We start from the raw sequence: 21,467 nt of genomic DNA, 5'->3' as shown, positions 1-21,467 counted from the left end.
GTTCCGCCGACATCCGCGGGGCGGTGTCAGGAGGGCCGGATGTTGTGGTTGAAGCGGAACACGTTTCCGGGGTCGTAGTCCCGCTTGACGCCCGCGAGCCGCCGGGCGTTCGCCTCGCCGACGCCCGCCACGACCCGGTCGCCGCCCTCGTCGCCGATGAAGTTGAGGTACACCGCTCCGGTGCTCCACGGCTGCGCGTCGGCCCGGACGTCCCGGACCCACCGCACGCACCGCTCGTCGTCGGCCGGGTCCTCCCACAGCCCGAAGGGGTGCACGGCCCAGGGCGCGTCCCGGTACGGCACGGGGTACTCGTGCGGTCCGGAGCCGATCGCGCCGCCCTGCGGGAACAGCGTGTGCATGGTGCCGGTGGGCACGGGCACGGTCAGACCGCGGGCGCAGTGCACGTCGACGAAGTCGTCCGGGAGGCCGGTCAGGTACTCCGCCGACCAGTGGTTCCGCATGCCGGGCGGGTCGTCGAGCATGCACTGGACGTCGGCGTACGGCATCGCCCCTACGACCTCCGCCTCGTGCGGCAGCGCCAGCAGGGGCTGGGCCAGCTTGCGCAGGTCCTCCTCGGCGCCGGCGTACGTCAGCAGCACCCCGCACAGCAGCGAGCCGACCAGATGCGGCGGGACGAACTCCGCGGGCGGGCCGGTGAAGTAGATGACGGCGCCGCTCGCCTCGTCCGGGCGGGCCGCGATGACGTCCCGGAAGGTGCGGGTGGCGTCGGGGCCGAACTCCGGCTGGCAGAGCAGCAGCGCGATGGAGAACTCGGGCAGCTCGTGCAGCTTCAGGGTGAGCGCGGTGGCGACGCCGAAGTTGCCGCCGCCGCCGTGCAGCGCCCAGAACAGGTCCGGGTGGTCGTCGGCGTCCGCGCGCACCCGCCCGCCCTCGGCGGTGACCAGTTCGACGTCGAGCAGGTTGTCCACGGCCAGACCGAAGCAGCGGTCCAGCCAGCCGGTGCCGCCGCCCAGGACGAAGCCGCCGACGCCGGTCGTGGAGGCGCGCCCGCCGGTCGTGGCCAGCCCGTGGGGCCCGCACGCGCGGTCCAGGTCGCTCATGGTGGCGCCGCCCGCGATCCGGGCCGTCCGGGCGGCCGGGTCGACGGTGACCGTGCGCATGTGGCGCAGGTCCACCACCAGGGCGTCGTCCCCGAGCGCCATGCCGGCGACGCTGTGCCCTCCGCCGCGCACCGCGACGGGCAGGTCCAGGTCGCGGGCGCAGCGCACCGACCGCACGACGTCGGCCTCGTCGACGCACTGGGCGATCACGGCCGGACGGCGGTCGATCATCGCGTTGAAGACGGTCCGGGCCGTGCAGGGGCCAGATGGCTCCAGCGTAGGCGGGCGCGGCCGCCCGGTCCTGTTCTGCGGCCGCACGTCACCGGTCCGTAAGACCTCGGCCCGGCCGCGGGAACCGGGCGTCAGCCGCCGTAGGCCCCCGACGCCGTCAGGCGCAGCGCCGTGTCGATCAGCGGGACGTGGCTGAAGGCCTGCGGGAAGTTGCCGACCTGGCGCTGGAGGCGCGGGTCCCACTCCTCGGCGAGCAGACCGAGGTCGTTGCGCAGCGCGAGCAGCTTCTCGAACAGCTTGCGCGCCTCGTCGACCCGGCCGATCATCGCGAGGTCGTCCGCCATCCAGAACGAGCAGGCGAGGAACGCGCCCTCGTCGCCGGGCAGACCGTCCACGCCCTCGTCGCCGCCCGACGTCGGGTAGCGCAGGATGAAGCCGTCCGGGGTGGACAGTTCGCGCTGGATCGCCTCGATGGTGCCGATCACCCGCTTGTCGTCCGGGGGCAGGAAGCCCATCTGCGGGATGAGCAGCAGGGACGCGTCCAGCTCCTTGGAGCCGTAGGACTGGGTGAAGGTGTTGCGTTCCTTGTCGTAGCCCTTCTCGCACACGTCCCGGTGGATGTCGTCGCGCAGCTCGCGCCACTTGTCCAGCGGGCCGTCCGCGTCGCCGGACTCGATCAGCTTGATGGTGCGGTCGACCGCGACCCAGGCCATGACCTTGGAGTGCACGAAGTGGCGACGCGGGCCGCGCACCTCCCAGATGCCCTCGTCGGGCTCGTCCCAGTGCTGCTCCAGGTAGCGGATCAGCTTCAGCTGGAGCAGGGAGGCGTAGTCGTTGCGGGCCAGGCCGGTCATGTGGCCCAGGTGCAGGGCCTCGGTGACCTCGCCGTAGACGTCGAGCTGGAGCTGGTGCGCGGCGCCGTTGCCGACCCGGACCGGGCCGGAGTTCTCGTAACCGGGCAGCCAGTCCAGCTCGGCCTCGCCCAGCTCGCGCTCGCCCGCGATGCCGTACATGATCTGGAGGTTCTCGGGGTCGCCGGCGACCGCGCGCAGCAGCCACTCGCGCCAGGCGCGGGCCTCCTCGCGGTAGCCGGTGCGCAGCAGCGAGGACAGGGTGATGGCCGCGTCGCGCAGCCAGGTGTAGCGGTAGTCCCAGTTGCGGACGCCGCCGATGTCCTCCGGCAGGGAGGTGGTGGGGGCGGCGACGATACCTCCGGTCGGGCCGTACGTCAGCGCCTTGAGCGTGATCAGGGAGCGGATCACGGCCTCACGGTAGGGGCCGTGGTACGTACAGTGCTCGACCCACTCGCGCCAGAACTCCTCGGTCGCCTCCAGGGACTGCTCGGGCTCCGGCAGCGGCGGCGGCTCCTTGTGCGAGGGCTCCCACGAGATCGTGAACGCGATCCGGTCGCCGGGCGCGACGGTGAAGTCGGCGTACGTGGTCAGTGCCTTGCCGTAGGTCTCGCAGTCGGTGTCGAACCACACCGAGTCCGGGCCCGCCACGGCCACCGTGCGGCCCTCGTGCTTGTGCACCCACGGCACGACCCGGCCGTAGGAGAACCGCATCCGCAGGGTCGAGCGCATCGGCACCCGGCCCGAGACGCCCTCGACGATCCGGATCAGCTGGGGCGCGCCGTCGCGGGGAGGCATGAAATCGGTCACCCGGACCGTGCCGCGCGGGGTGTCCCACTCGGACTCCAGGATCAGCGAGTCGCCGCGGTAGGTGCGCCGGGCGGCGCGCGGCGGAGGCGCGTCGGAGGCGTGCGCCGGACCGAGGCGCCAGAACCCGTGTTCCTCCGTGCCGAGCAGACCGGCGAAGATCGCGTGCGAGTCGAAGCGGGGCAGGCACAGCCAGTCCACTGTCCCGTCACGGCAGACCAAGGCGGCGGTCTGCATGTCTCCGATGAGTGCGTAGTCTTCGATGCGCCCGGCCACGTGCAACTCCAGTCGAACGGCCACGTCACCCCCATGGGACACGGGGGCTGTCGCTAGTGCGGTCAAGGGGTCGTTGGTAATGCGTCGTTGAGCGCTGAAGCAAAGCAGCCGCTCGGCCCTCAGGGCAAAACGCCGATTATTGCTCAACGAACTGCCGGGCTCCCGTTGTTCCGGTGGGGGACGGGCGGGGGTGTGCCGTCTTGCCGACCGGGCTCGGCAGTGAGTGTCCGAGCAGGATACGACGCACGTAGATGATCTGCGTGCCGCTCCGGGCAACGCGGGTGGGCCGAACGGGTGAGCAACGGGTGAGAAACCGGTGCTCGTGCGCCCCACCGTGGCGGGCCGTGCGCGGAGCGTGGCCGGAAGCCATCTCTCCGCGGCGCTGATACCCTGGTAGCCCGTGGACCGGTGGTCTCGAAGCCCCCGAACCGCACCCTCGAATCGCGACCACGGGAGCCCCCTCTTGGCCATGACGCCCAAATCCACGACGACCAAGCACATCTTCGTCACCGGGGGTGTCGCCTCCTCGCTCGGCAAGGGTCTGACGGCCTCCAGCCTCGGCATGCTGCTCAAGGCGCGGGGACTGCGCGTCGTGATGCAGAAGCTCGACCCGTACCTGAACGTCGACCCGGGCACGATGAACCCCTTCCAGCACGGTGAGGTGTTCGTCACCAACGACGGCGCCGAGACCGACCTGGACATCGGACACTACGAGCGCTTCCTCGACCGTGACTTGGACGGCTCCGCCAATGTCACTACAGGCCAGGTCTACAACACGGTGATCGCCAAGGAGCGGCGCGGCGAGTACCTGGGCGACACCGTGCAGGTCATCCCGCACATCACCAACGAGATCAAGCACCGCATCCGCCGTATGGCGACCGACCAGGTCGACGTCGTGATCACCGAGGTCGGCGGCACCGTCGGCGACATCGAGTCGCTGCCCTTCCTGGAGACCGTCCGCCAGGTCCGGCACGAGGTCGGCCGGGACAACGTCTTCGTGGTGCACATCTCGCTCCTGCCGTACATCGGCCCCTCCGGCGAGCTGAAGACCAAGCCGACCCAGCACTCGGTGGCGGCGCTGCGCAACATCGGCATCCAGCCGGACGCGATCGTGCTGCGCTGCGACCGCGAGGTGCCGACCGCGATCAAGCGCAAGATCTCGCTGATGTGCGACGTCGACGAGGACGCGGTGGTGGCCTGCCCCGACGCGCGCTCGATCTACGACATCCCCAAGACCGTGCACGGCGAGGGCCTGGACGCCTATGTCGTCCGCAAGCTGGACCTGCCGTTCCGCGACGTGGACTGGACGACGTGGGACGATCTGCTCGACCGCGTCCACAACCCCGACCACGAGATCACCCTCGCGCTGGTCGGCAAGTACATCGACCTGCCCGACGCCTATCTCTCGGTCACCGAGGCGCTGCGGGCCGGCGGCTTCGCCAACAAGGCCCGCGTGAAGATCAAGTGGGTCACCTCCGACGACTGCAAGACCCCGGCGGGCGCCAAGGCGCAGCTCGAGGACGTCGACGGGATCTGCATCCCCGGCGGCTTCGGCGACCGCGGCGTGCTCGGCAAGGTCGGCGCGATCCGCTACGCCCGCGAGAACAGGATCCCGCTGCTCGGGCTCTGCCTGGGCCTCCAGTGCATCGTGATCGAGGCCGCGCGCAACCTGGCCGGCATCGGCGACGCCAACTCCACCGAGTTCGACCCGGCCACCGGTCACCCGGTCATCTCCACGATGGCCGAACAGCTCGACATCGTGGCCGGCGAGGGCGACATGGGCGGCACGATGCGCCTGGGCATGTACCCGGCGAAGCTGGCCGAGGGCTCCATCGTCCGTGAGGTCTACGACGACAAGGAGTACGTCGAGGAGCGGCACCGCCACCGCTACGAGGTGAACAACGCCTACCGCGCCGAGCTGGAGAAGAAGGCGGGCATCCTGTTCTCGGGCACCTCGCCGGACGGCAAGCTCGTCGAGTACGTCGAGTACCCGCGCGACGTCCACCCCTACCTGGTGGCCACGCAGGCGCACCCGGAGCTGCGGTCGCGGCCCACGCGTCCGCACCCGCTGTTCGCCGGCCTGGTGAAGGCGGCGGTCGAGCGGAAGACCGCCGCGGGGCCGAATCCGGAGTGACACACCGGTTGTACGGTGGCCGGGGTGCAAACCTTCAACGGGTTTGCACCCCGGTTTCGTTTGCGCAGGTGGCACGGTGGAAGGACGCAGGGCATGACGATCAAGGACACTCCGCAGGCGTGGGAGATCCGGGCCACCCGAACCCCCTTCGTGGGCGGCAAGACCTCGGTGCGCACCGACGAGGTGGTCATGCCCGACGGCGCGGTGGTGCGCCGGGACTACCAGGTGCATCCCGGTTCCGTGGCGGTGCTCGCCCTCGACGACGAGGACCGTGTGCTGCTCATCAAGCAGTACCGCCACCCCGTCCGGCACAAGCTGTGGGAGATCCCGGCCGGCCTGCTCGACGTGCCCGGCGAGAACCCGCTGCACGCGGCCCAGCGCGAGCTGTACGAGGAGGCGCACGTCAAGGCCGAGGAGTGGCGCGTTCTCACCGACGTCTACACGACTCCCGGCGGCTGCGACGAGTCCGTGCGGATCTTCCTGGCCCGGGGGCTGTCGGAGGCGGAGGGGCAGCGCTTCGCGGTGGAGGACGAGGAGGCCGACATGGAGCACGCGCGGGTCCCGGTCGCCGACCTGGTCCGGGCGGTCCTGGCGGGCGACGTCCACAACAACTGCCTCGTGGTCGGCGTGCTGTCGCTGGTGGCGGCCCGCGCCGGGGAGGGCGTCGAGGCGCTGCGTCCGGCCGAGGCGCCCTGGCCGGCCCGCCCGTTCGAGGCCTGAGTCCGCCCGACCGTCCGGCTGTCGTCCGTGGCCGGTTCTCGTCCCTTCGGGCCATCTCCGGTGTGACGATCGGCTGATCCGATCGGGGGGTTCCGGCCGCGCGCCGCCGTTCTCCTCCCGGAACGTCGCAGAGCGTGAACTAGGCTCTGGAATCACCCGATCCGGAGTCCCGGCGGGGGTGCGTGCGCGGTGGGACGGGAGTGTGGCCCGTGACGGATCAGGCAGTGGACACAGACGGCGTGCAGCTGTCCGGACACGCTGCGACAGAGGGCCATTTCCTGGGCCGCACCCGGGAGTTGAAGGAACTGCGCGCCGACATCGAGCGCGCGGGCCTGGACACCATCTCCGGCCGCAAGGCCCCCCGCGCGCGCGTGCTCCTGATCGCCGGCCGGCCCGGCTCGGGACGCACCGCGCTCGCCGAGGAACTCGTCCGGCGGATCGCCGGCCGGTACCCGGACGGCGTGCTGCGCGCCCGTCTCGCCGAGCCCGACGGCACCCCCGTGCCGGTCGAGCGCGCGGCACGTGAACTGCTCACCGCGCTGGACGTGCCCGCGCCCGCCGGCGCCGGCGAGGACGACCTGACGGCGCTGCTGCGCGAAGCCCTCGCACAGCGGCGGGTGCTGCTCCTGCTCGACGACGCGACCGGCGCCGAACAGGTCGACGCGCTGCTTCCCGACGCCCCGCAGTGCCTGCTCGTCGCCGTCTCCTCCGGGCCCCTCACCGGCATCGCCGACGTCCGCCCCTGCACCCTGGGCGGCCTGGACACCAAGTCCGCCCTCGAACTGCTGACCCGGTACACCGGCTCCGTCCGCATCACGGTCGACCCGCGCTCCGCCGAGGCGCTCGTGGAGGCCTGTCAGGGCGAGCCCGCCGCCCTGACGCTGGCCGGCGGCTGGCTCGCCGCCCGCCCCCAGGCCGCCGTCGCCGACCTCGCCCGGCAGCTGCACGCGGAGAGCGACGAGGGCTCGCCGCTGAGCCGCGTGTTCGGGCTCGTGCACGCCGCGCTGCCCGCCCCCGCGGCCCGCGTGCTGCGGCTGCTGAGCCTCGCCCCGGCCGGCCTCGCCGACCCGCACACCGCCTCCGCGCTGGCGGGCTGCTCGGTGGCCGCGGCCCGCACCGTCCTGGACGACCTCACCGCCCTCGGACTGCTGCGGGCCGTGGACTCCCCGCTGCCGCAGTACGAGATCCCCGGCTGTCTGCACCCCCTGCTGCGGGCCGCCGCCCGCGTCCACGACCGCCCCGCCGAGCTCCAGCTGGCCCGCGCCCGCATGCTGGAGCGCACGGTACGGCTGCTTCAGTCCTGCCGGGCCGTCACCGAGACCGACAGCCCCCAGGCCCGCGAGAAGCTCCAGAACATGCCGCGCGCGCTGCGCTTCCCCACCCCGCGCGCGGCCGCCGAGTGGCTGGCCGCGCGCCGGCCCGCCCTGCTGGCCTCGGCCCGCCTCGCGGTCGCGGACGGGGAGCTGGACACCCTGGCCCGCCGGCTGATGTCCCAGCTGGTGCGGGCGATGGTGGCGCACCTGGGCACCCAGGCGGCCGCCCCCGACCTGTACGGCGTGCACCGGCTCGTCCTGGACGTCGCCGAGCGCCGCAGGCTGCCGCGGGAGAAGGCCGCGGCCCTGCTGAACCTGGCCGACGTCGACGCGCGGACGGGCCGCACCGCGGAGGCCCTGGCGCGCTACCGCGCCGCGCTGGACGCCGGACGCCAGGCCGGCGATCCGTACGCGATCGGCCGCGCGATGGAATCCGTAGGCGGCGCGCACCTGGAGCTCGGGGACTACGAGCGGGCCGCCGACTGGTTCGGCCGGGCCCTCGCCCAGCGCCTGGCCCGCGAGGAGCGCGCGGACGCCGCGCGGCTGTACGGCCGCATCGCCACCGCGCACACTTACGCGGGCCACTACGGGGAGGCCCAGCGGGCCTGGCGGGCGGCCGCCGCAGGACACCGCAAGAACGGCGATGTGCCCGCGCACGCACGGGCGTTGAGCGAGCTGGCCCGGGTCCAGGAGTACGCGGGCCGCCCCGAGGACTCGCTGCGCACCTGCGAGGAGGCGGTGGAGTGGGCCGGGCGCGCGGGGGACACCCGCTTGCAGGCCGCGGTGCGGCTGCGGCTGGCCGACACCCTGGACCGCCTGGGCGACCCGGCGGCCGCCCGCCTGCACCGGGGCGAGGCCGAGCGCATCCTGGAAGAGGAGCCCGCGGAAGGCGGTACGGGGCCCGAACAGCCGGATCTCGCCGCTGACACCTGCGAAATCCGCAGTGCATCTGCTGAAGGTTGATGCAATGAAAGGCTAGACAGCGGGAACACCTTCATTAGACTGGCTCTGCCGCACGTTCTCCTGCGGTGCGTCCCGGTGTGCCCTGTATCTCCGGGAATGTCTTCGCTGTGCCCCCACACCCTCTGAGCCAAGGACCGTGATCGACGTGAAGGTCGGCATCCCCCGCGAGGTCAAGAACAACGAGTTCCGGGTGGCCATCACCCCCGCCGGCGTGCACGAGCTGGTGCGCCACGGCCACCAGGTCGTCGTCGAACGAGGCGCCGGCCTCGGCTCGTCCATCACGGACGAGGAGTACGTGGCCGCCGGCGCCCGCATCCTGGAGACCGCCGACGAGGTGTGGGCCGCGGCCGACCTGCTGCTGAAGGTCAAGGAGCCCATCGCCGAGGAGTACCACCGGCTGCGCAAGGACCAGACGCTCTTCACCTACCTGCACCTGGCCGCGTCCAAGGAGTGCACCGACGCCCTCGTCGAGTCCGGCACGACCGCCATCGCCTACGAGACCGTCGAGCTGCCGAGCCGCGCGCTGCCGCTGCTCGCCCCGATGTCCGAGGTCGCGGGCCGGCTGGCCCCCCAGGTCGGCGCCTACCACCTGATGCGCGCCAACGGCGGCCGCGGTGTGCTGCCCGGCGGCGTTCCCGGCGTGCTGGCCGCCAAGGCGGTCGTCATCGGCGGCGGCGTCTCCGGCTGGAACGCGGCGCAGATCGCCATCGGCATGGGCTTCCACGTGACCCTGCTCGACAAGGACATCAACAAGCTCAAGGAAGCCGACAAGGTCTTCGGCACGAAGATCCAGACCGTCGTCTCCAACTCCTTCGAGCTGGAGAAGGCCTGCCTGGAGGCCGACCTCGTCATCGGCGCCGTGCTCATCCCGGGCGCCAAGGCCCCCAAGCTGGTCACCAACGAACTGGTGTCCCGCATGAAGCCCGGAAGTGTCCTTGTCGACATCGCGATCGACCAGGGCGGCTGCTTCGAGGACTCCCGTCCGACCACGCACGCGGAGCCGACCTTCCCGGTCCACGACTCGGTGTTCTACTGCGTCGCCAACATGCCCGGCGCGGTCCCCAACACCTCCACCTACGCGCTCACCAACGCCACGCTGCCCTACATCGTCGAACTCGCGGACAGGGGCTGGGTCGAGGCGCTGCGCCGCGACCCGGCGCTGGCCAAGGGCCTCAACACCCATGACGGCAAGGTCGTTTACCGCGAGGTCGCCGAGGCGCACGGCCTGGAGCACGTGGAGCTGGCCTCCCTGCTCGGCTGAGCCGGGCGGCGCCCGACGGGCCTCTGGAAGCCAAGTCACCTGTTCGTAAAGGCGATACGTCAACAAGGCGCGTCAACCGCTCCCACCCGGCCGGACCTTGCCCGACAAGGTCCGGCCGGATGTGTGTATGGTCACTTTGCGGCTCTCGGCCAACTCGCCTCGAACGTAACTCTTCGACCGATTCGCACACCGGTGAAACCTGCCGTGCGACGGCCGTACGCCCTTGACAGAGGGATGTTTCATTGCCGACACATCGGGCCGGGTACGGCGGATTGTGTTGCTGCGGACGCCCGACACGCCATAGAGTCGCCAACCGTCGGCATGGTGCCACGCTGACCTTGTCTAGAAGTTTCCTGGTCACCAAGGAGGTAAGACGACTTGTGAATGAGTCGACATTTGCTCCCGGGGGTGGTCAACCAGGAATGCCTACGCGGGACCCGGGTTCCGCGGGGCTCGAGGCTGTCGGCTCCGTCGCTGTCCGAACCTTCGCAGCCCACCAGAGCCAGCGCAGCCCCCATATGGCTCTGTCAGCACACCAGAGCATGGATGGCCATCACGTGAACGCCATGGCCGGCGACGGAAGTGGCGCGCCCCACAACCATTTCGCCGACTACGACGAACTGCCCGACGGGCACTTCTACGATCCCGATGCCGAGTACGAGCCGGACCCGGAATACGCGGCCACGCTCGCGCCCGACGCGGCCCGACAGCGCCGAGAGCGCGTCGGTCCGACCGGACGCCCGCTGCCGTACTTCCCGATCCCGGGCCCGCTGACCGAGCACGGCCCCGCGAAGATCATCGCGATGTGCAACCAGAAGGGCGGCGTGGGCAAGACGACGTCGACCATCAACCTGGGTGCCGCGCTCGCGGAGTACGGCCGGCGGGTGCTGCTCGTGGACTTCGACCCGCAGGGCGCGCTGTCGGTCGGTCTCGGCGTCAACCCGATGGAGCTCGACCTCACCGTCTACAACCTGCTCATGGAGCGGGGCATGGCGGCGGACGAGGTGCTCCTGAAGACGGCGGTCCCCAACATGGACCTGCTGCCCAGCAACATCGACCTGTCGGCCGCCGAGGTGCAGCTGGTCTCCGAGGTCGCGCGCGAGTCCACGCTCCAGCGTGCGCTCAAGCCGCTGATGGACGACTACGACTACATCGTCATCGACTGCCAGCCCTCGCTCGGCCTGCTCACCGTGAACGCCCTGACGGCCGCTCACAAGGTGATAGTGCCGCTGGAGTGCGAGTTCTTCGCCCTCCGGGGCGTGGCGCTGCTGACCGAGACCATCGAGAAGGTCCAGGAGCGGCTCAACCCGGAGCTGGAGCTCGACGGCATCCTGGCGACCATGTACGACTCGCGCACCGTGCACAGCCGTGAGGTGCTCGCACGGGTCGTCGAGGCGTTCGACGACCACGTCTACCACACGGTCATCGGACGGACGGTCCGCTTCCCGGAGACCACGGTCGCCGGTGAGCCGATCACCACGTACGCCTCCAACTCCGTCGGGGCCGCCGCCTACCGTCAGCTCGCCAGGGAGGTGCTCGCCCGGTGTCACGCCGAGTGAGTCTGCCGGGGGCCGACGAACTCTTCCGTACGACAGGGGGAACGGCGCTGCAGCCGTCCGCGCCCCGGCGCCCCGCCAACGGCGAGGCCCGGGTGCCGGCGCCGGCCGGCGAGAGCGACGCGGTGGCGGCCGGCGGCACGCAGGACGCGCCGCAGGCCGTGCCCGCGCAGGGCGGCGACGGCGAGGGCGCCGAGCACGCGGCGGCCGACGCCGGCCAGGGCGACGCCGGGGAGTCCCGCACCAGGGGCGCCCAGGGGGAGCGTCCCGACCGGCGGCAGGGCGCGCAGGAAGGTTCTGCCGCGGGCGCCCAGGACGACGGCCAGCCGCGCAAGCGCGGCCGGGCCGCCGCCCGCCGGCCCAGCGGGCGTGAGCGCCACGACGAGAAGATCACCGTCTATGTCTCCGCCGAGGAGCTCATGGACCTGGAGCACGCCCGGCTCGTGCTGCGCGGCGAGCACGGCCTGGCCGTGGACCGCGGGCGCATCGTCCGGGAGGCGGTCGCCGTGGTCCTCGCCGACCTGGAGAGCCGCGGGGACGCCAGCATCCTCGTACGACGACTTCGCGGGCGGTAGCGGTAGCCTGCGAGGGCCATGACCTCGAACGACGTTCCCCCGTCCGCCTCCGGCGGCGCAGCCGGCCGCCGGCGCGCGCTGGGGCGTGGGCCGGGGACGCCGCCTCCGCCCGCCGAACCGATCCCGGCGGCACCGCCCCGCGCGCAAGCCCCCGCGGCACTCCGGCCGCGCCCCACGGCGCCGGCCGACCCCCGCCACCCGGCCGCCCCGGCCCACTCGGGCCCGGACGCGCCGGAGGCGGACGTCACGGAAGCGGACCCGGCTGCCCCGGCGGCCCGCGGCCCGGCGGCGCCGGACACGGCCGTGCCGGATGCCGTCGAGCCCGGTCCCCCGGAGCCGAGCCCGGCGGCGCCGGGCGCCCCGGAGCCCGCTGCCGCGGCATCCGACGTCCGGAGGCCGGACGGCACCGGCTCGGCAGGCCCGGAGGCCGGGAGCCCGCAGGCGGGCGCCCCGGAGGTGGCCGACGGGGTGTTCAAGGTGCGGCTGGCCAACTTCGAGGGGCCCTTCGACCTGCTCCTCCAGCTGATCTCCAAGCACAAGCTGGACGTCACCGAAGTCGCCCTGTCGAAGGTCACCGACGAGTTCATGGCCCACATCCGGGCCATGGGCCCCGACTGGGACCTCGACCAGACGACCGAGTTCCTGGTCGTCGCCGCGACCCTGCTCGATCTGAAGGCGGCCCGGCTGCTGCCCGCCGCCGAGGTCGAGGACGAGGCCGACCTGGCCCTGCTGGAGGCCCGCGACCTGCTCTTCGCCCGTCTGCTCCAGTACCGGGCCTACAAGCAGATCGCCGACATCTTCACGCACCGGCTGGAGAGCGAGGGCCACCGCTACCCCCGCACCGTCGGGCTGGAACCGCATCACGCCGAGCTGCTGCCCGAGGTGGTCATCAGCATCGGCGCGGAAGGGTTCGCGAGGCTCGCGGTCAAGGCGATGCAGCCGAGGGCCGAGCCGCAGGTGTACGTCGACCACATCCACGCGCCGCTGGTGAGCGTGCAGGAGCAGGCCGGGATCGTCGTCGCACGGCTGCGTGAACTCGGCGAGGCGAGCTTCCGGGCCCTGGTGGCGGACACCGACGACACCCTCACCGTCGTCGCCCGCTTCCTCGCGCTGCTGGAGCTGTACCGGGAGAAGGCCGTCGCCCTCGACCAGGAGACCGCGCTCGGCGAGCTGCTGGTGCGCTGGACGGGCGGGGACGGGGACGCGCAGCCGACGGTGACCGACGAGTTCGACCGGCCGCCGGAGGAGCCGGGGAAGGAGACACGGACGTGAGCGAGGAGACCGTCGCCGCGCTGGACCTGAAGCCGGCCCTGGAGGCCGTCCTGATGGTCGTCGACGAGCCCGCGACCGAGGAGCATCTCGCGAAGATCCTCCAGCGGCCGCGGCGGCAGGTCGCCGACGCGCTGCGCGAGCTGGCCGACGAGTACACCGTGCAGCGGCGCGGCTTCGAGCTGAGGCTCGTCGCGGGCGGCTGGCGGTTCTACACCCGGCCCGAGTACGCGGCGGCCGTCGAGGGCTTCGTCCTGGACGGCCAGCAGGCCCGGCTCACGCAGGCCGCGCTGGAGACCCTCGCGGTCGTCGCCTACCGCCAGCCGGTCAGCCGCAGCAGGGTCTCCGCGGTGCGCGGAGTGAACTGCGACGGCGTGATGCGCACCCTGCTCCAGCGCGGTCTGGTGCAGGAGGCGGGCGCGGAACCCGAAACAGGTGCGATCCTGTATGTGACGACGAACTACTTCCTGGAGCGGATGGGCCTGCGCGGCCTGGACGAACTCCCGGAGCTCGCGCCCTTCCTCCCCGAGGCGGCGGCGATCGAGGCCGAGACCCAGGAGGGTGTGCCGTCGTTCGATCCGGACGCTCCGGATTCCGAGGACGCAGACGACAAGACGGAACTTTGATGCGAAGCAGCAGCGGCAGGAACAGCAGCGGAAACAACGGCGGGAGCCGTGGTGGCAACAGCGGCGGCCGCGGCGGGAACAGCGGTGGTCGCGGCGGGAACAGCGGCGGACGCGGTAACTACCGTGGCGCCGGCAACGCCCGCGACGACCAGCAGGGCGGCCGGCCCAAGAACCCGCGCCCGGAGGAGCGCCGGTACGACGTCGGCCCCGGCGGCACCCACGAGGGGCCGAAGACCGGGCGCGGCTCGTCCGCGCGCGGCGGCGCCAAGGGCGGCCCCAAGCAGGGGCAGGGCACCGGGCGCGGCCGGTGGGTGCCGGCGACCTCGCGCGAGTACGAGGCGCGGGCCGAGGAGCGCAACCGCGAGCGGTACGCGGGCAAGAAGGACGTCAAGCTCCCCAAGACGTTCCCCGGCGCCGAGCAGGAGGGCGAGCGGCTGCAGAAGATCCTCGCACGGGCGGGCTACGGCTCCCGGCGCTCGTGCGAGGAGCTGATCGAGCAGGCGCGCGTCGAGGTCAACGGCGAGATCGTCCTGGAGCAGGGCAAGCGGGTCGACCCCGAGAAGGACGAGGTCAAGGTCGACGGCCTGACCGTGGCGACGCAGTCGTACCAGTTCTTCGCGCTGAACAAGCCGGCCGGCGTCGTCTCCACGATGGAGGACAACGAGGGCCGCCAGTGCCTCGGCGACTACGTGACCAACCGCGAGACGCGGCTGTTCCACGTGGGTCGGCTCGACACCGAGACCGAGGGCGTCATCCTGCTCACCAACCACGGGGAGCTCGCGCACCGGCTGACGCACCCCAAGTACGGCGTGAAGAAGGTCTACCTCGCGCACATCGTGGGCCCGATCCCGCGTGACCTGGGCAAGAAGCTCAAGGACGGCATCCAGCTCGACGACGGCTACGCGAAGGCCGACCACTTCCGCGTCGTCGAGCAGACCGGCAAGAACTACCTGGTCGAGGTGACCCTGCACGAGGGCCGCAAGCACATCGTGCGCCGGATGCTGGCCGAGGCCGGCTTCCCGGTCGACAAGCTGGTGCGCGTCGCCTTCGGCCCGATCACCCTGGGCGACCAGAAGTCGGGCTGGCTGCGCCGGCTGTCCAACACCGAGGTCGGCATGCTGATGAAGGAAGTCGACCTCTAGGAACCAACTCCCGGGCCCCCGGGGCTTGTGCCGGACGACACCCCTTTTTATAGTCGTGGTGACTATTAAGAGGGGGTGTCCGTCATGCGGGGCCACGACAAGGACGCCGACGACCGCGACCGCGAGCGCGACGGCGACGACCGGGACGCCGGCGGCCAGCGTGCCTACGACAAGTACGCCTACGAGCCCTTCGCCGTCACCGTCGACCTCGCCGTCCTCACCCTCCGCGCCGGCGCCCTGCACGTCCTGCTCGTCGAGCGCGGCCAGGAGCCCTACGCGGGCCGCTGGGCGCTGCCCGGCGGCTTCGTGCTGCCCGACGAGTCCGCGGAGACCGCCGCCCGGCGCGAACTGGCCGAGGAGACCGGCCTGGCGGACGTCTCGGGCCTCCATCTGGAGCAGTTGCGCACCTACAGCGAACCCGGCCGCGACCCCCGGATGCGGGTCGTCTCCGTCGCCTTCGCCGCCCTCCTGCCCGACGCCCCCGAACCCACCGGCGGCGGCGACGCCCGCCAGGCGCGCTGGCAGCCGTACGAAGACGCCGGGCCGCTCGCCTTCGACCACGACCGGATCCTGGCCGACGCCCACGACCGGGTCGGCGCCAAGTTCGAGTACACCTGCCTCGCGACCGCCTTCTGCCCGCCCGAGTTCACCCTCGGCGAGCTCCAGCAGGTCTACGAGACCGTGTGGCGGACCGGCCTCGACCGGCCCAACTTCCGCCGCAAGGTGCTCGCCACGCCGGGCTTCGTCGAGCCCGTCCCCGGTGGCGCGCGTCTGACCGGCGGCCGGGGCAAGCCCGCCGCCCTCTACCGCGCGGGCGCCGCCACCGCGCTCCACCCGCCCCTGCTGCGACCGCCCCGGGAAGGACGTTCCGCATGACCACCTCGACCACCGTCCGAAAGCGCGCCACCGGCTCCCTGCTGGGCCTCGCGCTGGGCGACGCCCTCGGTTTCCCGACGGAGTTCGACGACGTCCCCTCGATCCTCGCCAAGTGCGGGCCGTGGCGGGAGATGGACCTCCCGGCGCGCGCCCTCGTCTCCGACGACACCCAGATGACCCTCGCGGTGGGGCGCGCCCTGCGGACCGCCATGGACCGCGGGCTCCTCGTGCCGGACGCCCTGGCGCCGCAACTGCGCAAGGAGTTCGTGGCCTGGAACCGGTCACCGGACAACAACCGGGCCCCCGGGCGCACCTGCCTGACCGCGTGCGACCTCCTCGAGGACGACGGGCGGCTGTGGCAGGACGCCAGTCAGATCGGCTCCAAGGGCTGCGGCGCCAACATGCGCGTCGCCCCGATCGGCCTCGTCCCCGGCCTCAGCGACGAGCAACGGGCCGGCGCCGCCCAGCTCCAGGCCGCCCTCACCCACGGCCACCCCACCGCCCTCGCCGCCTCCGACCTCACCGCGCACGCCGTGCGCCTCCTCGTCCAGGGCGCCGACCCGGCCGCACTGGTCGGGCTGCTGCGCTCCTACGCCCTCGACAACCGCTCCCGCTACCACCACCGCTGGCTCGGCGACCTGTGGACCCGCGCCCAGGACCCGAGCCCGGAGCACTTCGTCGCGCGCGGCTGGGACGAGTGCCTGGCCGTCCTGGAACGCCTCCAGGAGACGCTGCGCCACCCGTCGCCCGAGACGGACCCCTGCCTCGCGGCCGGGGAGGGGTGGATCGCCGAGGAGGCCCTGGCCGCCGGCCTGCTGTGCTTCCTGCTCTTCCCCGACGAGCCGCTGACCGTCCTGCGCCGGGCGGCCTGCTCCTGCGGGGACTCCGACTCCATCGCCTGTCTCGCGGGCGCCTTCGCGGGCGCGCACGCCGGCGCGGACGCCTGGCCGACGGACTGGGCGGACCGGATCGAGTACCAGGGGGAACTGGTGACGCTCGGGGCGCTGTGGGACCAGTGAGCCGGTGACCGGGCGGGCCCTCAGGCCAGGCTGATCGTGCCCCGCGCGACCGTGATCTTCTCGGCCGGCAGCGGGACGGACGCCGGGCCGCGGGCCACCGAGCCGTCCGCGACACGGAACTCGCTGCCGTGGCAGGGGCAGTGGATGACGCCGTCGGCGACGCTGGAGACCGTGCACCCCTGGTGGGTGCAGATGGCGGAGAACGCCTTGAAGTCGTCCTTCGTCGGCTGGGTGACGACGACCTTCTCGTCGGCGAAGATCTTGCCGCCGCCGACGGGGATGTCGGCCGTCTTCGCCAGCTCCCCGCCGCCGGACGCGTGCGTCGGCTTGTCGGACGACGACGAACCGCCGTCGCCGTACTTGCCGCAGGCCGCCGTGAGCGCCGCGGCCGCGCCGCCCGCCGCCAGGAGAACCGTGCGCCGTGTCGCGGGGAGGGTCATGTCGTCACTCCGAACGTGCGGAAGAACCAGAGGGCGGAGGTGAGCCAGATCACCGTCAGCACGGTGAAGACGAGCCCGCCGACGATCGGCAGCAGCAGACCCGGAAGGCGCTCCCTGCGGAGCAGCAGCATCTTGGCACTGAACGCGCCGAAGAAGAAGCAACCCAGGACGGAGTGCCACATCACGCGTGTTCCGTACGTCTGATACCCGAGCGCGTACAGACAGTGCACCGCGACCGGGACCGCGATCAGGAAGGCGGCGCGGCCCGACCAGCGGTGCAGCGCGCCGGACCAGACGGGCCCGGGCAGCTTCCCGTAGAGCATCGGCGCCGAGGCCAGCTGCACCAGGGCGAAGAACATCGAGGCCGACGCCAGCCAGGCCTTCACCGCGCCCGTGCTGCTGAAACCGGCCAGGTCGAAGGCCGTCCCGGTCGGCTCGTGCACGCTGCCGTAGACGCCCAGGGCGACCGCCACGGCGCAGGCGACCAGCACCGGGACCAGGAAGCGGGCCGGGCCCGGGCCGCGCCCCGCGGGCTCGGGGACGCCGCGCGCGGCGGCGTTCGGGTCGACGGTCATGGGGCTCCCTGCTCGAACGGGGGTCAGGGGGTGACGGGCCCGGCGCCCGGGACGCGGAGGGCGGCGGGCGCGGGCGCGGGTGCGGGGGAGGCGGGGGGAACCGTGCTCCGGGCCGGGGCGGGGGCCGGGCTCGGCGAGCGCTCCCGGTACGGGGAGGTCGGGGCCTTCGTCCCCGTCGTCGCGTCGAGCGTCAGCAGGGCCAGGCCGAGCACCAGCCCCGCGAGGAGGGTGAGCAGAGGTCCTGGACGCTTCATGCCGGGCCTTCCCCGATGCGGGTGTCCTGCCGCCAGCGTGCCACGGCGGCGCGGGCCGCACCCCTTGTGCAGGGCGTGCGGGGGCATCGCCGTCTCGGCACGCGGGCGCGCGCACCCGACCGGCGCGGGCTGACTAGGCTGGACACGTCACGTGGACGTGTCCCGTGGACGTGCCGCGCGGCCGTGTCACGTGCCGCGGCCCGGCACACCGGGCCCCGGCGCACGAGGGCGCGGGCCGTCCGCCGGCACACCGACGCATCAGCACACTTCAGCGAGGAGCAGCGCCGTGGCGGTACGAGCGGTCCGGGGAGCCGTCCAACTAGAGCGGGACGAGGCCGGCCACATGGACGAGCAGGTGGGGGCGCTGCTCACCGCCGTCCTCGAGCGCAACTCGCTCGCCGCCGACGACCTGATCAGCATCTGGTTCACGGCCACGCCCGACCTGCACAGCGACTTCCCGGCGGCCGCGGCCCGCAAGCTCGGCATCGTCGACGTGCCGCTGATCTGCGCCCAGGAACTGGACGTCGAAGGCGCCATGCCGCGGGTGGTGCGCATCCTCGCGCACGTCGAGTCCGACCGGCCGCGCGCCGAGATCAGCCACGTGTACCTCGGCGCCGCGGCCGCCCTGCGCAAGGACATCGCCCAGTGAGGACCGCGCTCGTCATCGGCACCGGGCTGATCGGCACGTCCGCCGCCCTGGCCCTGGTGCAGCGGGGCGTCGCCGTCCACCTCGCCGACCACGACCCCGAGCAGGCCCGTACGGCGGCCGCGCTGGGCGCCGGCACCGACGAGAGCCCCGACGGTCCGGTGGACCTCGCGATCGTCGCCGCCCCGCCCGCCCACGTGGCCGGCGTGCTCGCCGACGTGATGCACCGGGGCGTGGCCCGCGGATACCTCGACGTGGCCAGCGTCAAGGGCGGACCGCGCCGCGAACTGGAGGCGCTCGGCCTCGACCTGTCGGCGTACATCGGCACGCACCCCATGTCGGGCCGGGAGAAGTCGGGGCCGCTCGCCGCGACCGGCGACCTCTTCGAGGGCCGCCCCTGGGTGCTGACGCCGACCCGGGACACCGACACCGAGGTGCTGAACCTCGCCCTGGAGCTGGTCTCGCACTGCCGGGCCGTGCCGGTGGTCATGGACGCCGACGCCCACGACCGCGCCGTGGCGCTCGTCTCCCACATGCCCCACCTGGTCTCCAGCATGGTCGCGGCGCGCCTGGAGCACGCCGAGGAGGCCGCCGTACGGCTGTGCGGACAGGGCATCAGGGACGTCACCCGGATCGCCGCCTCCGACCCCCGGATGTGGATCGACATCCTGTCCGCGAACCCCGGCCCGGTCGCCGACCTCCTCACCGAGGTCTCCGCCGACCTGGAGGAGACCGTCCAGGCGCTGCGCGCCCTTCAGTCCGGTGACGACGCGAAGCGGCGCGAGGGCGCGGGCGGAGTCGAGAACGTCCTGCGCCGCGGCAACGCGGGCCAGGTCCGCGTCCCCGGCAAGCACGGAGCGGCCCCGCGGGCCTACGAGATCGTCGCCGTGCTGATCGACGACCAGCCGGGCCAGCTGGCCCGCATCTTCGCCGACGCCGGGCAGGCGGGCGTCAACATCGAGGACGTCCGCATCGAGCACGCGACGGGGCAGCAGGCGGGCCTGGTGCAGCTCATGGTCGAACCCAAGTCGGCGCCGGTCCTCTCGGCGGCACTCCGCGAACGAGGCTGGGCGATCCGCCAGTGACCAGGCCGCCGGCCGGTCGGCCGAGCCGGACCGAGGGACTGCCGGACAGCCCGTCCGCCGGACACCGGGCCATCGAACCGCCGGGCCGTCAGGCCGCCGGTCGGTGCATCGGCCCGGCGGCCTGAGCCGCGGGCACAGGGCCGCTGCCGGGGTCCGGTCGCCCGACGGCTGAGCGGTGGGGCGGCCGGGCAGCCCGTGGCCGGCCGTGCGACGGCTGCCGTGCCGAGCGGGCCGGCCGGGGGTCCGGCCGGGTCGCTGAGGCGGCTCGGCGCGGGGGATCGGCGGTGAGCCGGCCGGAGTCGGCGGAGGCCCGGCGGAGGGCGGGGTGGGGGCCGGGTGGGCCCGTGCGGCCGGACGAGTGATGTGCGGCCGGTAACCTGGTACGGGGCACAGTCGCGCCCCGTACCTCCACCGCCTCGCACCAGGAAGGTGTCCCCCCGTGGAAAACGGCGCCGCCCAGCCCGTGATCGTCGCCATCGACGGTCCGTCCGGCACCGGCAAGTCGAGCACGTCCAAGGCCGTGGCCGGCCGGCTCGGACTGAGCTACCTGGACACCGGCGCCCAGTACCGGGCGATCACCTGGTGGATGGTGAACAACGGGATCGACATCGAGGACCCCACCGCGATCGCGGCCGTCGCCGGCAAGCCCGAGATCCTCTCCGGCACCGACCCGGCCCACCCGACGATCACGGTGGACGGCGTCGACGTCGCCGCGCCGATCCGCACCCAGGAGGTCACCTCCAAGGTCAGCGCGGTGAGCGCCGTGCCCGAGGTGCGGGCCCGGATCACCGAGCTGCAGCGGTCGCTGGCCGCCGCCGCCGAGCGGGGCATCGTCGTCGAGGGGCGCGACATCGGCACGACCGTGCTGCCCGACGCCGACCTGAAGATCTTCCTCACCGCCTCCCCGGAGGCCCGCGCTGCCCGCCGCAGCGGCGAGCTGAAGGGCGCCGACCTGCACAGCACCCGTGAGGCGCTGATCAGGCGGGACGCGGCCGACTCCTCCCGCAAGACCTCCCCGCTCGCCAAGGCGGACGACGCCGTCGAGGTGGACACCACCGCCCTGACGCTGACCCAGGTCATCGAATGCGTCGTCACCCTCGTCGAGGAGAAGCGGGCCGCGCGGTGACACCGACGACGGCCGTGCCCTCCGAACGGGGCGCCGAGGTCGGGCGGCGCATCGGCGTCGGTCTGATGTACGGGCTGTGGAAGCCGCGCGTGCTGGGCGCGTGGAAGGTGCCGGCGAGCGGCCCGCTGATCTTCGCGATCAACCACTCGCACAACATCGACGGCCCGATGGTGATGGGCGTGGCGCCCCGGCCGACGCACTTCCTGATCAAGAAGGAGGCGTTCGTCGGCCCGCTGGACCCCTTCCTCACCGGCATCGGCCAGCTCAAGGTCGACCGGGACACCACCGACCGCACCGCCATCACCCGCGCGCTGGGCGTGCTGGACAACGGCGGGGTCCTCGGGATCTTCCCGGAGGGCACGCGGGGCGAGGGCGACTTCGCCGCGCTGCGCGCCGGGCTCGCCTACTTCGCGGTGCGCGGCGGCGCGCCGATCGTGCCCGTCGCCGTGCTGGGAAGCACCGAGCGCAGCGGACGGTTGATAAAGGCGCTGCCCCCGCTGCGCTCCCGCGTGGACGTCGTCTTCGGAGACGCGTTCGAGGCGGGCGACGGCAGCGGACGGCGCACCCGCAAGGCGCTGGACGAGGCCACCGAACGCATTCGCAAACAGCTCGCCGCCCACCTGGAAAACGCCAGGCGCCTGACGGGGCGCTGAGCGACACT

Annotated in this window: 19 protein-coding genes and 1 pseudogene; 15 read left to right on the top strand and 5 right to left on the bottom strand. The window is 72.9% G+C overall.

Annotation, left to right across the window (positions count from 1 at the left end):
• Window positions 1-26: 26 nt before the first annotated feature.
• Window positions 27-1,319 (bottom strand): annotated as a pseudogene (locus ACGFSH_RS23355) (FAD-binding oxidoreductase); the annotation flags it as partial.
• A 104-nt stretch (window positions 1,320-1,423) separates the two neighbouring features.
• Window positions 1,424-3,226, bottom strand: a complete 1,803-nt coding sequence (locus ACGFSH_RS23350) for a glycoside hydrolase family 15 protein (protein ID WP_393351652.1) — start codon at window positions 3,224-3,226, stop codon at window positions 1,424-1,426.
• 469 nt (window positions 3,227-3,695) lie between these two features.
• Here ACGFSH_RS23350 and ACGFSH_RS23345 point away from each other — a divergent pair, with 469 nt between their 5' ends.
• From ACGFSH_RS23345 to ACGFSH_RS23295, 11 genes are all read left to right on the top strand, one after another.
• Window positions 3,696-5,360: a CTP synthase gene (locus ACGFSH_RS23345; RefSeq protein WP_393351585.1), complete on the top strand. Its 1,665-nt coding sequence runs from the start codon at window positions 3,696-3,698 to the stop codon at window positions 5,358-5,360.
• 93 nt (window positions 5,361-5,453) lie between these two features.
• Entirely contained in the window at window positions 5,454-6,080 is a 627-nt protein-coding gene (locus ACGFSH_RS23340; protein WP_393351583.1) for an NUDIX domain-containing protein, read from the top strand.
• A gap of 209 nt (window positions 6,081-6,289) precedes the next feature.
• Complete coding sequence (locus tag ACGFSH_RS23335) at window positions 6,290-8,356, top strand: tetratricopeptide repeat protein (RefSeq protein ID WP_393351581.1); 2,067 nt, start codon at window positions 6,290-6,292, stop codon at window positions 8,354-8,356.
• A 136-nt stretch (window positions 8,357-8,492) separates the two neighbouring features.
• Window positions 8,493-9,617, top strand: a complete 1,125-nt coding sequence (gene ald, locus ACGFSH_RS23330; protein WP_393351579.1) for an alanine dehydrogenase — start codon at window positions 8,493-8,495, stop codon at window positions 9,615-9,617.
• A 422-nt stretch (window positions 9,618-10,039) separates the two neighbouring features.
• On the top strand, window positions 10,040-11,176 hold the full coding sequence (locus tag ACGFSH_RS23325; RefSeq protein WP_256919232.1) for a ParA family protein: 1,137 nt from the start codon (window positions 10,040-10,042) through the stop codon (window positions 11,174-11,176).
• Window positions 11,161-11,748, top strand: a complete 588-nt coding sequence (locus tag ACGFSH_RS23320) for a hypothetical protein (RefSeq protein WP_393351576.1) — start codon at window positions 11,161-11,163, stop codon at window positions 11,746-11,748. The genes ACGFSH_RS23325 and ACGFSH_RS23320 overlap by 16 nt, the downstream gene beginning before the upstream one ends.
• A gap of 18 nt (window positions 11,749-11,766) precedes the next feature.
• The gene (locus ACGFSH_RS23315) at window positions 11,767-13,020 is read left to right on the top strand and encodes a segregation and condensation protein A (RefSeq protein WP_393351574.1); all 1,254 of its coding nucleotides are present in this window, start codon (window positions 11,767-11,769) and stop codon (window positions 13,018-13,020) included.
• Between the two features lie 53 nt (window positions 13,021-13,073).
• Entirely contained in the window at window positions 13,074-13,643 is a 570-nt protein-coding gene (scpB, locus tag ACGFSH_RS23310; protein WP_393351650.1) for an SMC-Scp complex subunit ScpB, read from the top strand.
• On the top strand, window positions 13,643-14,785 hold the full coding sequence (locus tag ACGFSH_RS23305) for a pseudouridine synthase (protein ID WP_393351572.1): 1,143 nt from the start codon (window positions 13,643-13,645) through the stop codon (window positions 14,783-14,785). The genes scpB and ACGFSH_RS23305 overlap by 1 nt, the downstream gene beginning before the upstream one ends.
• A 75-nt stretch (window positions 14,786-14,860) precedes the next feature.
• Window positions 14,861-15,661, top strand: coding sequence for an NUDIX domain-containing protein (locus ACGFSH_RS23300; protein ID WP_393351570.1), 801 nt, complete (start codon window positions 14,861-14,863; stop codon window positions 15,659-15,661).
• Window positions 15,658-16,680 carry an ADP-ribosylglycohydrolase family protein gene (locus ACGFSH_RS23295; RefSeq protein ID WP_393351567.1) on the top strand — a complete coding sequence of 341 codons (1,023 nt, stop codon included), beginning with the start codon at window positions 15,658-15,660 and terminating at the stop codon, window positions 16,678-16,680. Before ACGFSH_RS23300 ends, ACGFSH_RS23295 begins: the two co-directional genes overlap by 4 nt.
• A 20-nt stretch (window positions 16,681-16,700) precedes the next feature.
• On the opposite strand, the gene ACGFSH_RS23290 is transcribed toward ACGFSH_RS23295, so the two are convergent.
• Genes ACGFSH_RS23290 through ACGFSH_RS23280 form a run of 3 tightly spaced genes read right to left on the bottom strand, consistent with a single transcriptional unit; the run spans window position 16,701 to window position 17,949 of the window.
• Window positions 16,701-17,120 carry a Rieske (2Fe-2S) protein gene (locus ACGFSH_RS23290; RefSeq protein WP_393351565.1) on the bottom strand — a complete coding sequence of 140 codons (420 nt, stop codon included), beginning with the start codon at window positions 17,118-17,120 and terminating at the stop codon, window positions 16,701-16,703.
• Complete coding sequence (locus tag ACGFSH_RS23285; RefSeq protein WP_393351564.1) at window positions 17,117-17,695, bottom strand: DUF6529 family protein; 579 nt, start codon at window positions 17,693-17,695, stop codon at window positions 17,117-17,119. Before ACGFSH_RS23285 ends, ACGFSH_RS23290 begins: the two co-directional genes overlap by 4 nt.
• 23 nt (window positions 17,696-17,718) lie before the next feature.
• Window positions 17,719-17,949, bottom strand: coding sequence for a hypothetical protein (locus tag ACGFSH_RS23280; RefSeq protein WP_393351561.1), 231 nt, complete (start codon window positions 17,947-17,949; stop codon window positions 17,719-17,721).
• A 286-nt stretch (window positions 17,950-18,235) separates the two neighbouring features.
• Here ACGFSH_RS23280 and aroH point away from each other — a divergent pair, with 286 nt between their 5' ends.
• The 4 genes from aroH to ACGFSH_RS23260 all read left to right on the top strand — a co-directional run bounded on the left by aroH (window position 18,236) and on the right by ACGFSH_RS23260 (window position 21,459).
• Window positions 18,236-18,598, top strand: a complete 363-nt coding sequence (aroH, locus tag ACGFSH_RS23275) for a chorismate mutase (protein WP_393351559.1) — start codon at window positions 18,236-18,238, stop codon at window positions 18,596-18,598.
• The gene (locus ACGFSH_RS23270; protein WP_393351557.1) at window positions 18,595-19,680 is read left to right on the top strand and encodes a prephenate dehydrogenase; all 1,086 of its coding nucleotides are present in this window, start codon (window positions 18,595-18,597) and stop codon (window positions 19,678-19,680) included. The genes aroH and ACGFSH_RS23270 overlap by 4 nt, the downstream gene beginning before the upstream one ends.
• Before the next feature lie 439 nt (window positions 19,681-20,119).
• Entirely contained in the window at window positions 20,120-20,806 is a 687-nt protein-coding gene (cmk, locus tag ACGFSH_RS23265; RefSeq protein WP_393351554.1) for a (d)CMP kinase, read from the top strand.
• Window positions 20,764-21,459, top strand: a complete 696-nt coding sequence (locus ACGFSH_RS23260; protein WP_393351552.1) for a lysophospholipid acyltransferase family protein — start codon at window positions 20,764-20,766, stop codon at window positions 21,457-21,459. The genes cmk and ACGFSH_RS23260 overlap by 43 nt, the downstream gene beginning before the upstream one ends.
• Window positions 21,460-21,467: the final 8 nt, after the last annotated feature.

The organism is Streptomyces sp. NPDC048481 (assembly GCF_043200075.1).
In the GTDB taxonomy this organism is placed as follows: Bacteria; Actinomycetota; Actinomycetes; order Streptomycetales; family Streptomycetaceae; genus Streptomyces.
This window is presented reverse-complemented; position numbering and strand designations above follow the sequence as displayed.

What these genes read in the sequence shown, in the direction of transcription:
- ACGFSH_RS23345 (WP_393351585.1), top strand. Translation starts at nt 3,696, where the DNA reads ATGACGCCCAAATCCACGACGACCAAGCACATCTTCGTCACCGGGGGT.
- ACGFSH_RS23340 (WP_393351583.1), top strand. Translation starts at nt 5,454, where the DNA reads ATGACGATCAAGGACACTCCGCAGGCGTGGGAGATCCGGGCCACCCGA.
- ACGFSH_RS23325 (WP_256919232.1), top strand. Translation starts at nt 10,040, where the DNA reads ATGCCTACGCGGGACCCGGGTTCCGCGGGGCTCGAGGCTGTCGGCTCC.
- ACGFSH_RS23315 (WP_393351574.1), top strand. Translation starts at nt 11,767, where the DNA reads ATGACCTCGAACGACGTTCCCCCGTCCGCCTCCGGCGGCGCAGCCGGC.
- scpB (WP_393351650.1), top strand. Translation starts at nt 13,074, where the DNA reads ATGGTCGTCGACGAGCCCGCGACCGAGGAGCATCTCGCGAAGATCCTC.
- ACGFSH_RS23305 (WP_393351572.1), top strand. Translation starts at nt 13,643, where the DNA reads ATGCGAAGCAGCAGCGGCAGGAACAGCAGCGGAAACAACGGCGGGAGC.
- ACGFSH_RS23295 (WP_393351567.1), top strand. Translation starts at nt 15,658, where the DNA reads ATGACCACCTCGACCACCGTCCGAAAGCGCGCCACCGGCTCCCTGCTG.
- ACGFSH_RS23290 (WP_393351565.1), bottom strand. Translation starts at nt 17,120, where the DNA reads ATGACCCTCCCCGCGACACGGCGCACGGTTCTCCTGGCGGCGGGCGGC.
- ACGFSH_RS23285 (WP_393351564.1), bottom strand. Translation starts at nt 17,695, where the DNA reads ATGACCGTCGACCCGAACGCCGCCGCGCGCGGCGTCCCCGAGCCCGCG.
- ACGFSH_RS23280 (WP_393351561.1), bottom strand. Translation starts at nt 17,949, where the DNA reads ATGAAGCGTCCAGGACCTCTGCTCACCCTCCTCGCGGGGCTGGTGCTC.
- ACGFSH_RS23260 (WP_393351552.1), top strand. Translation starts at nt 20,764, where the DNA reads ATGCGTCGTCACCCTCGTCGAGGAGAAGCGGGCCGCGCGGTGACACCG.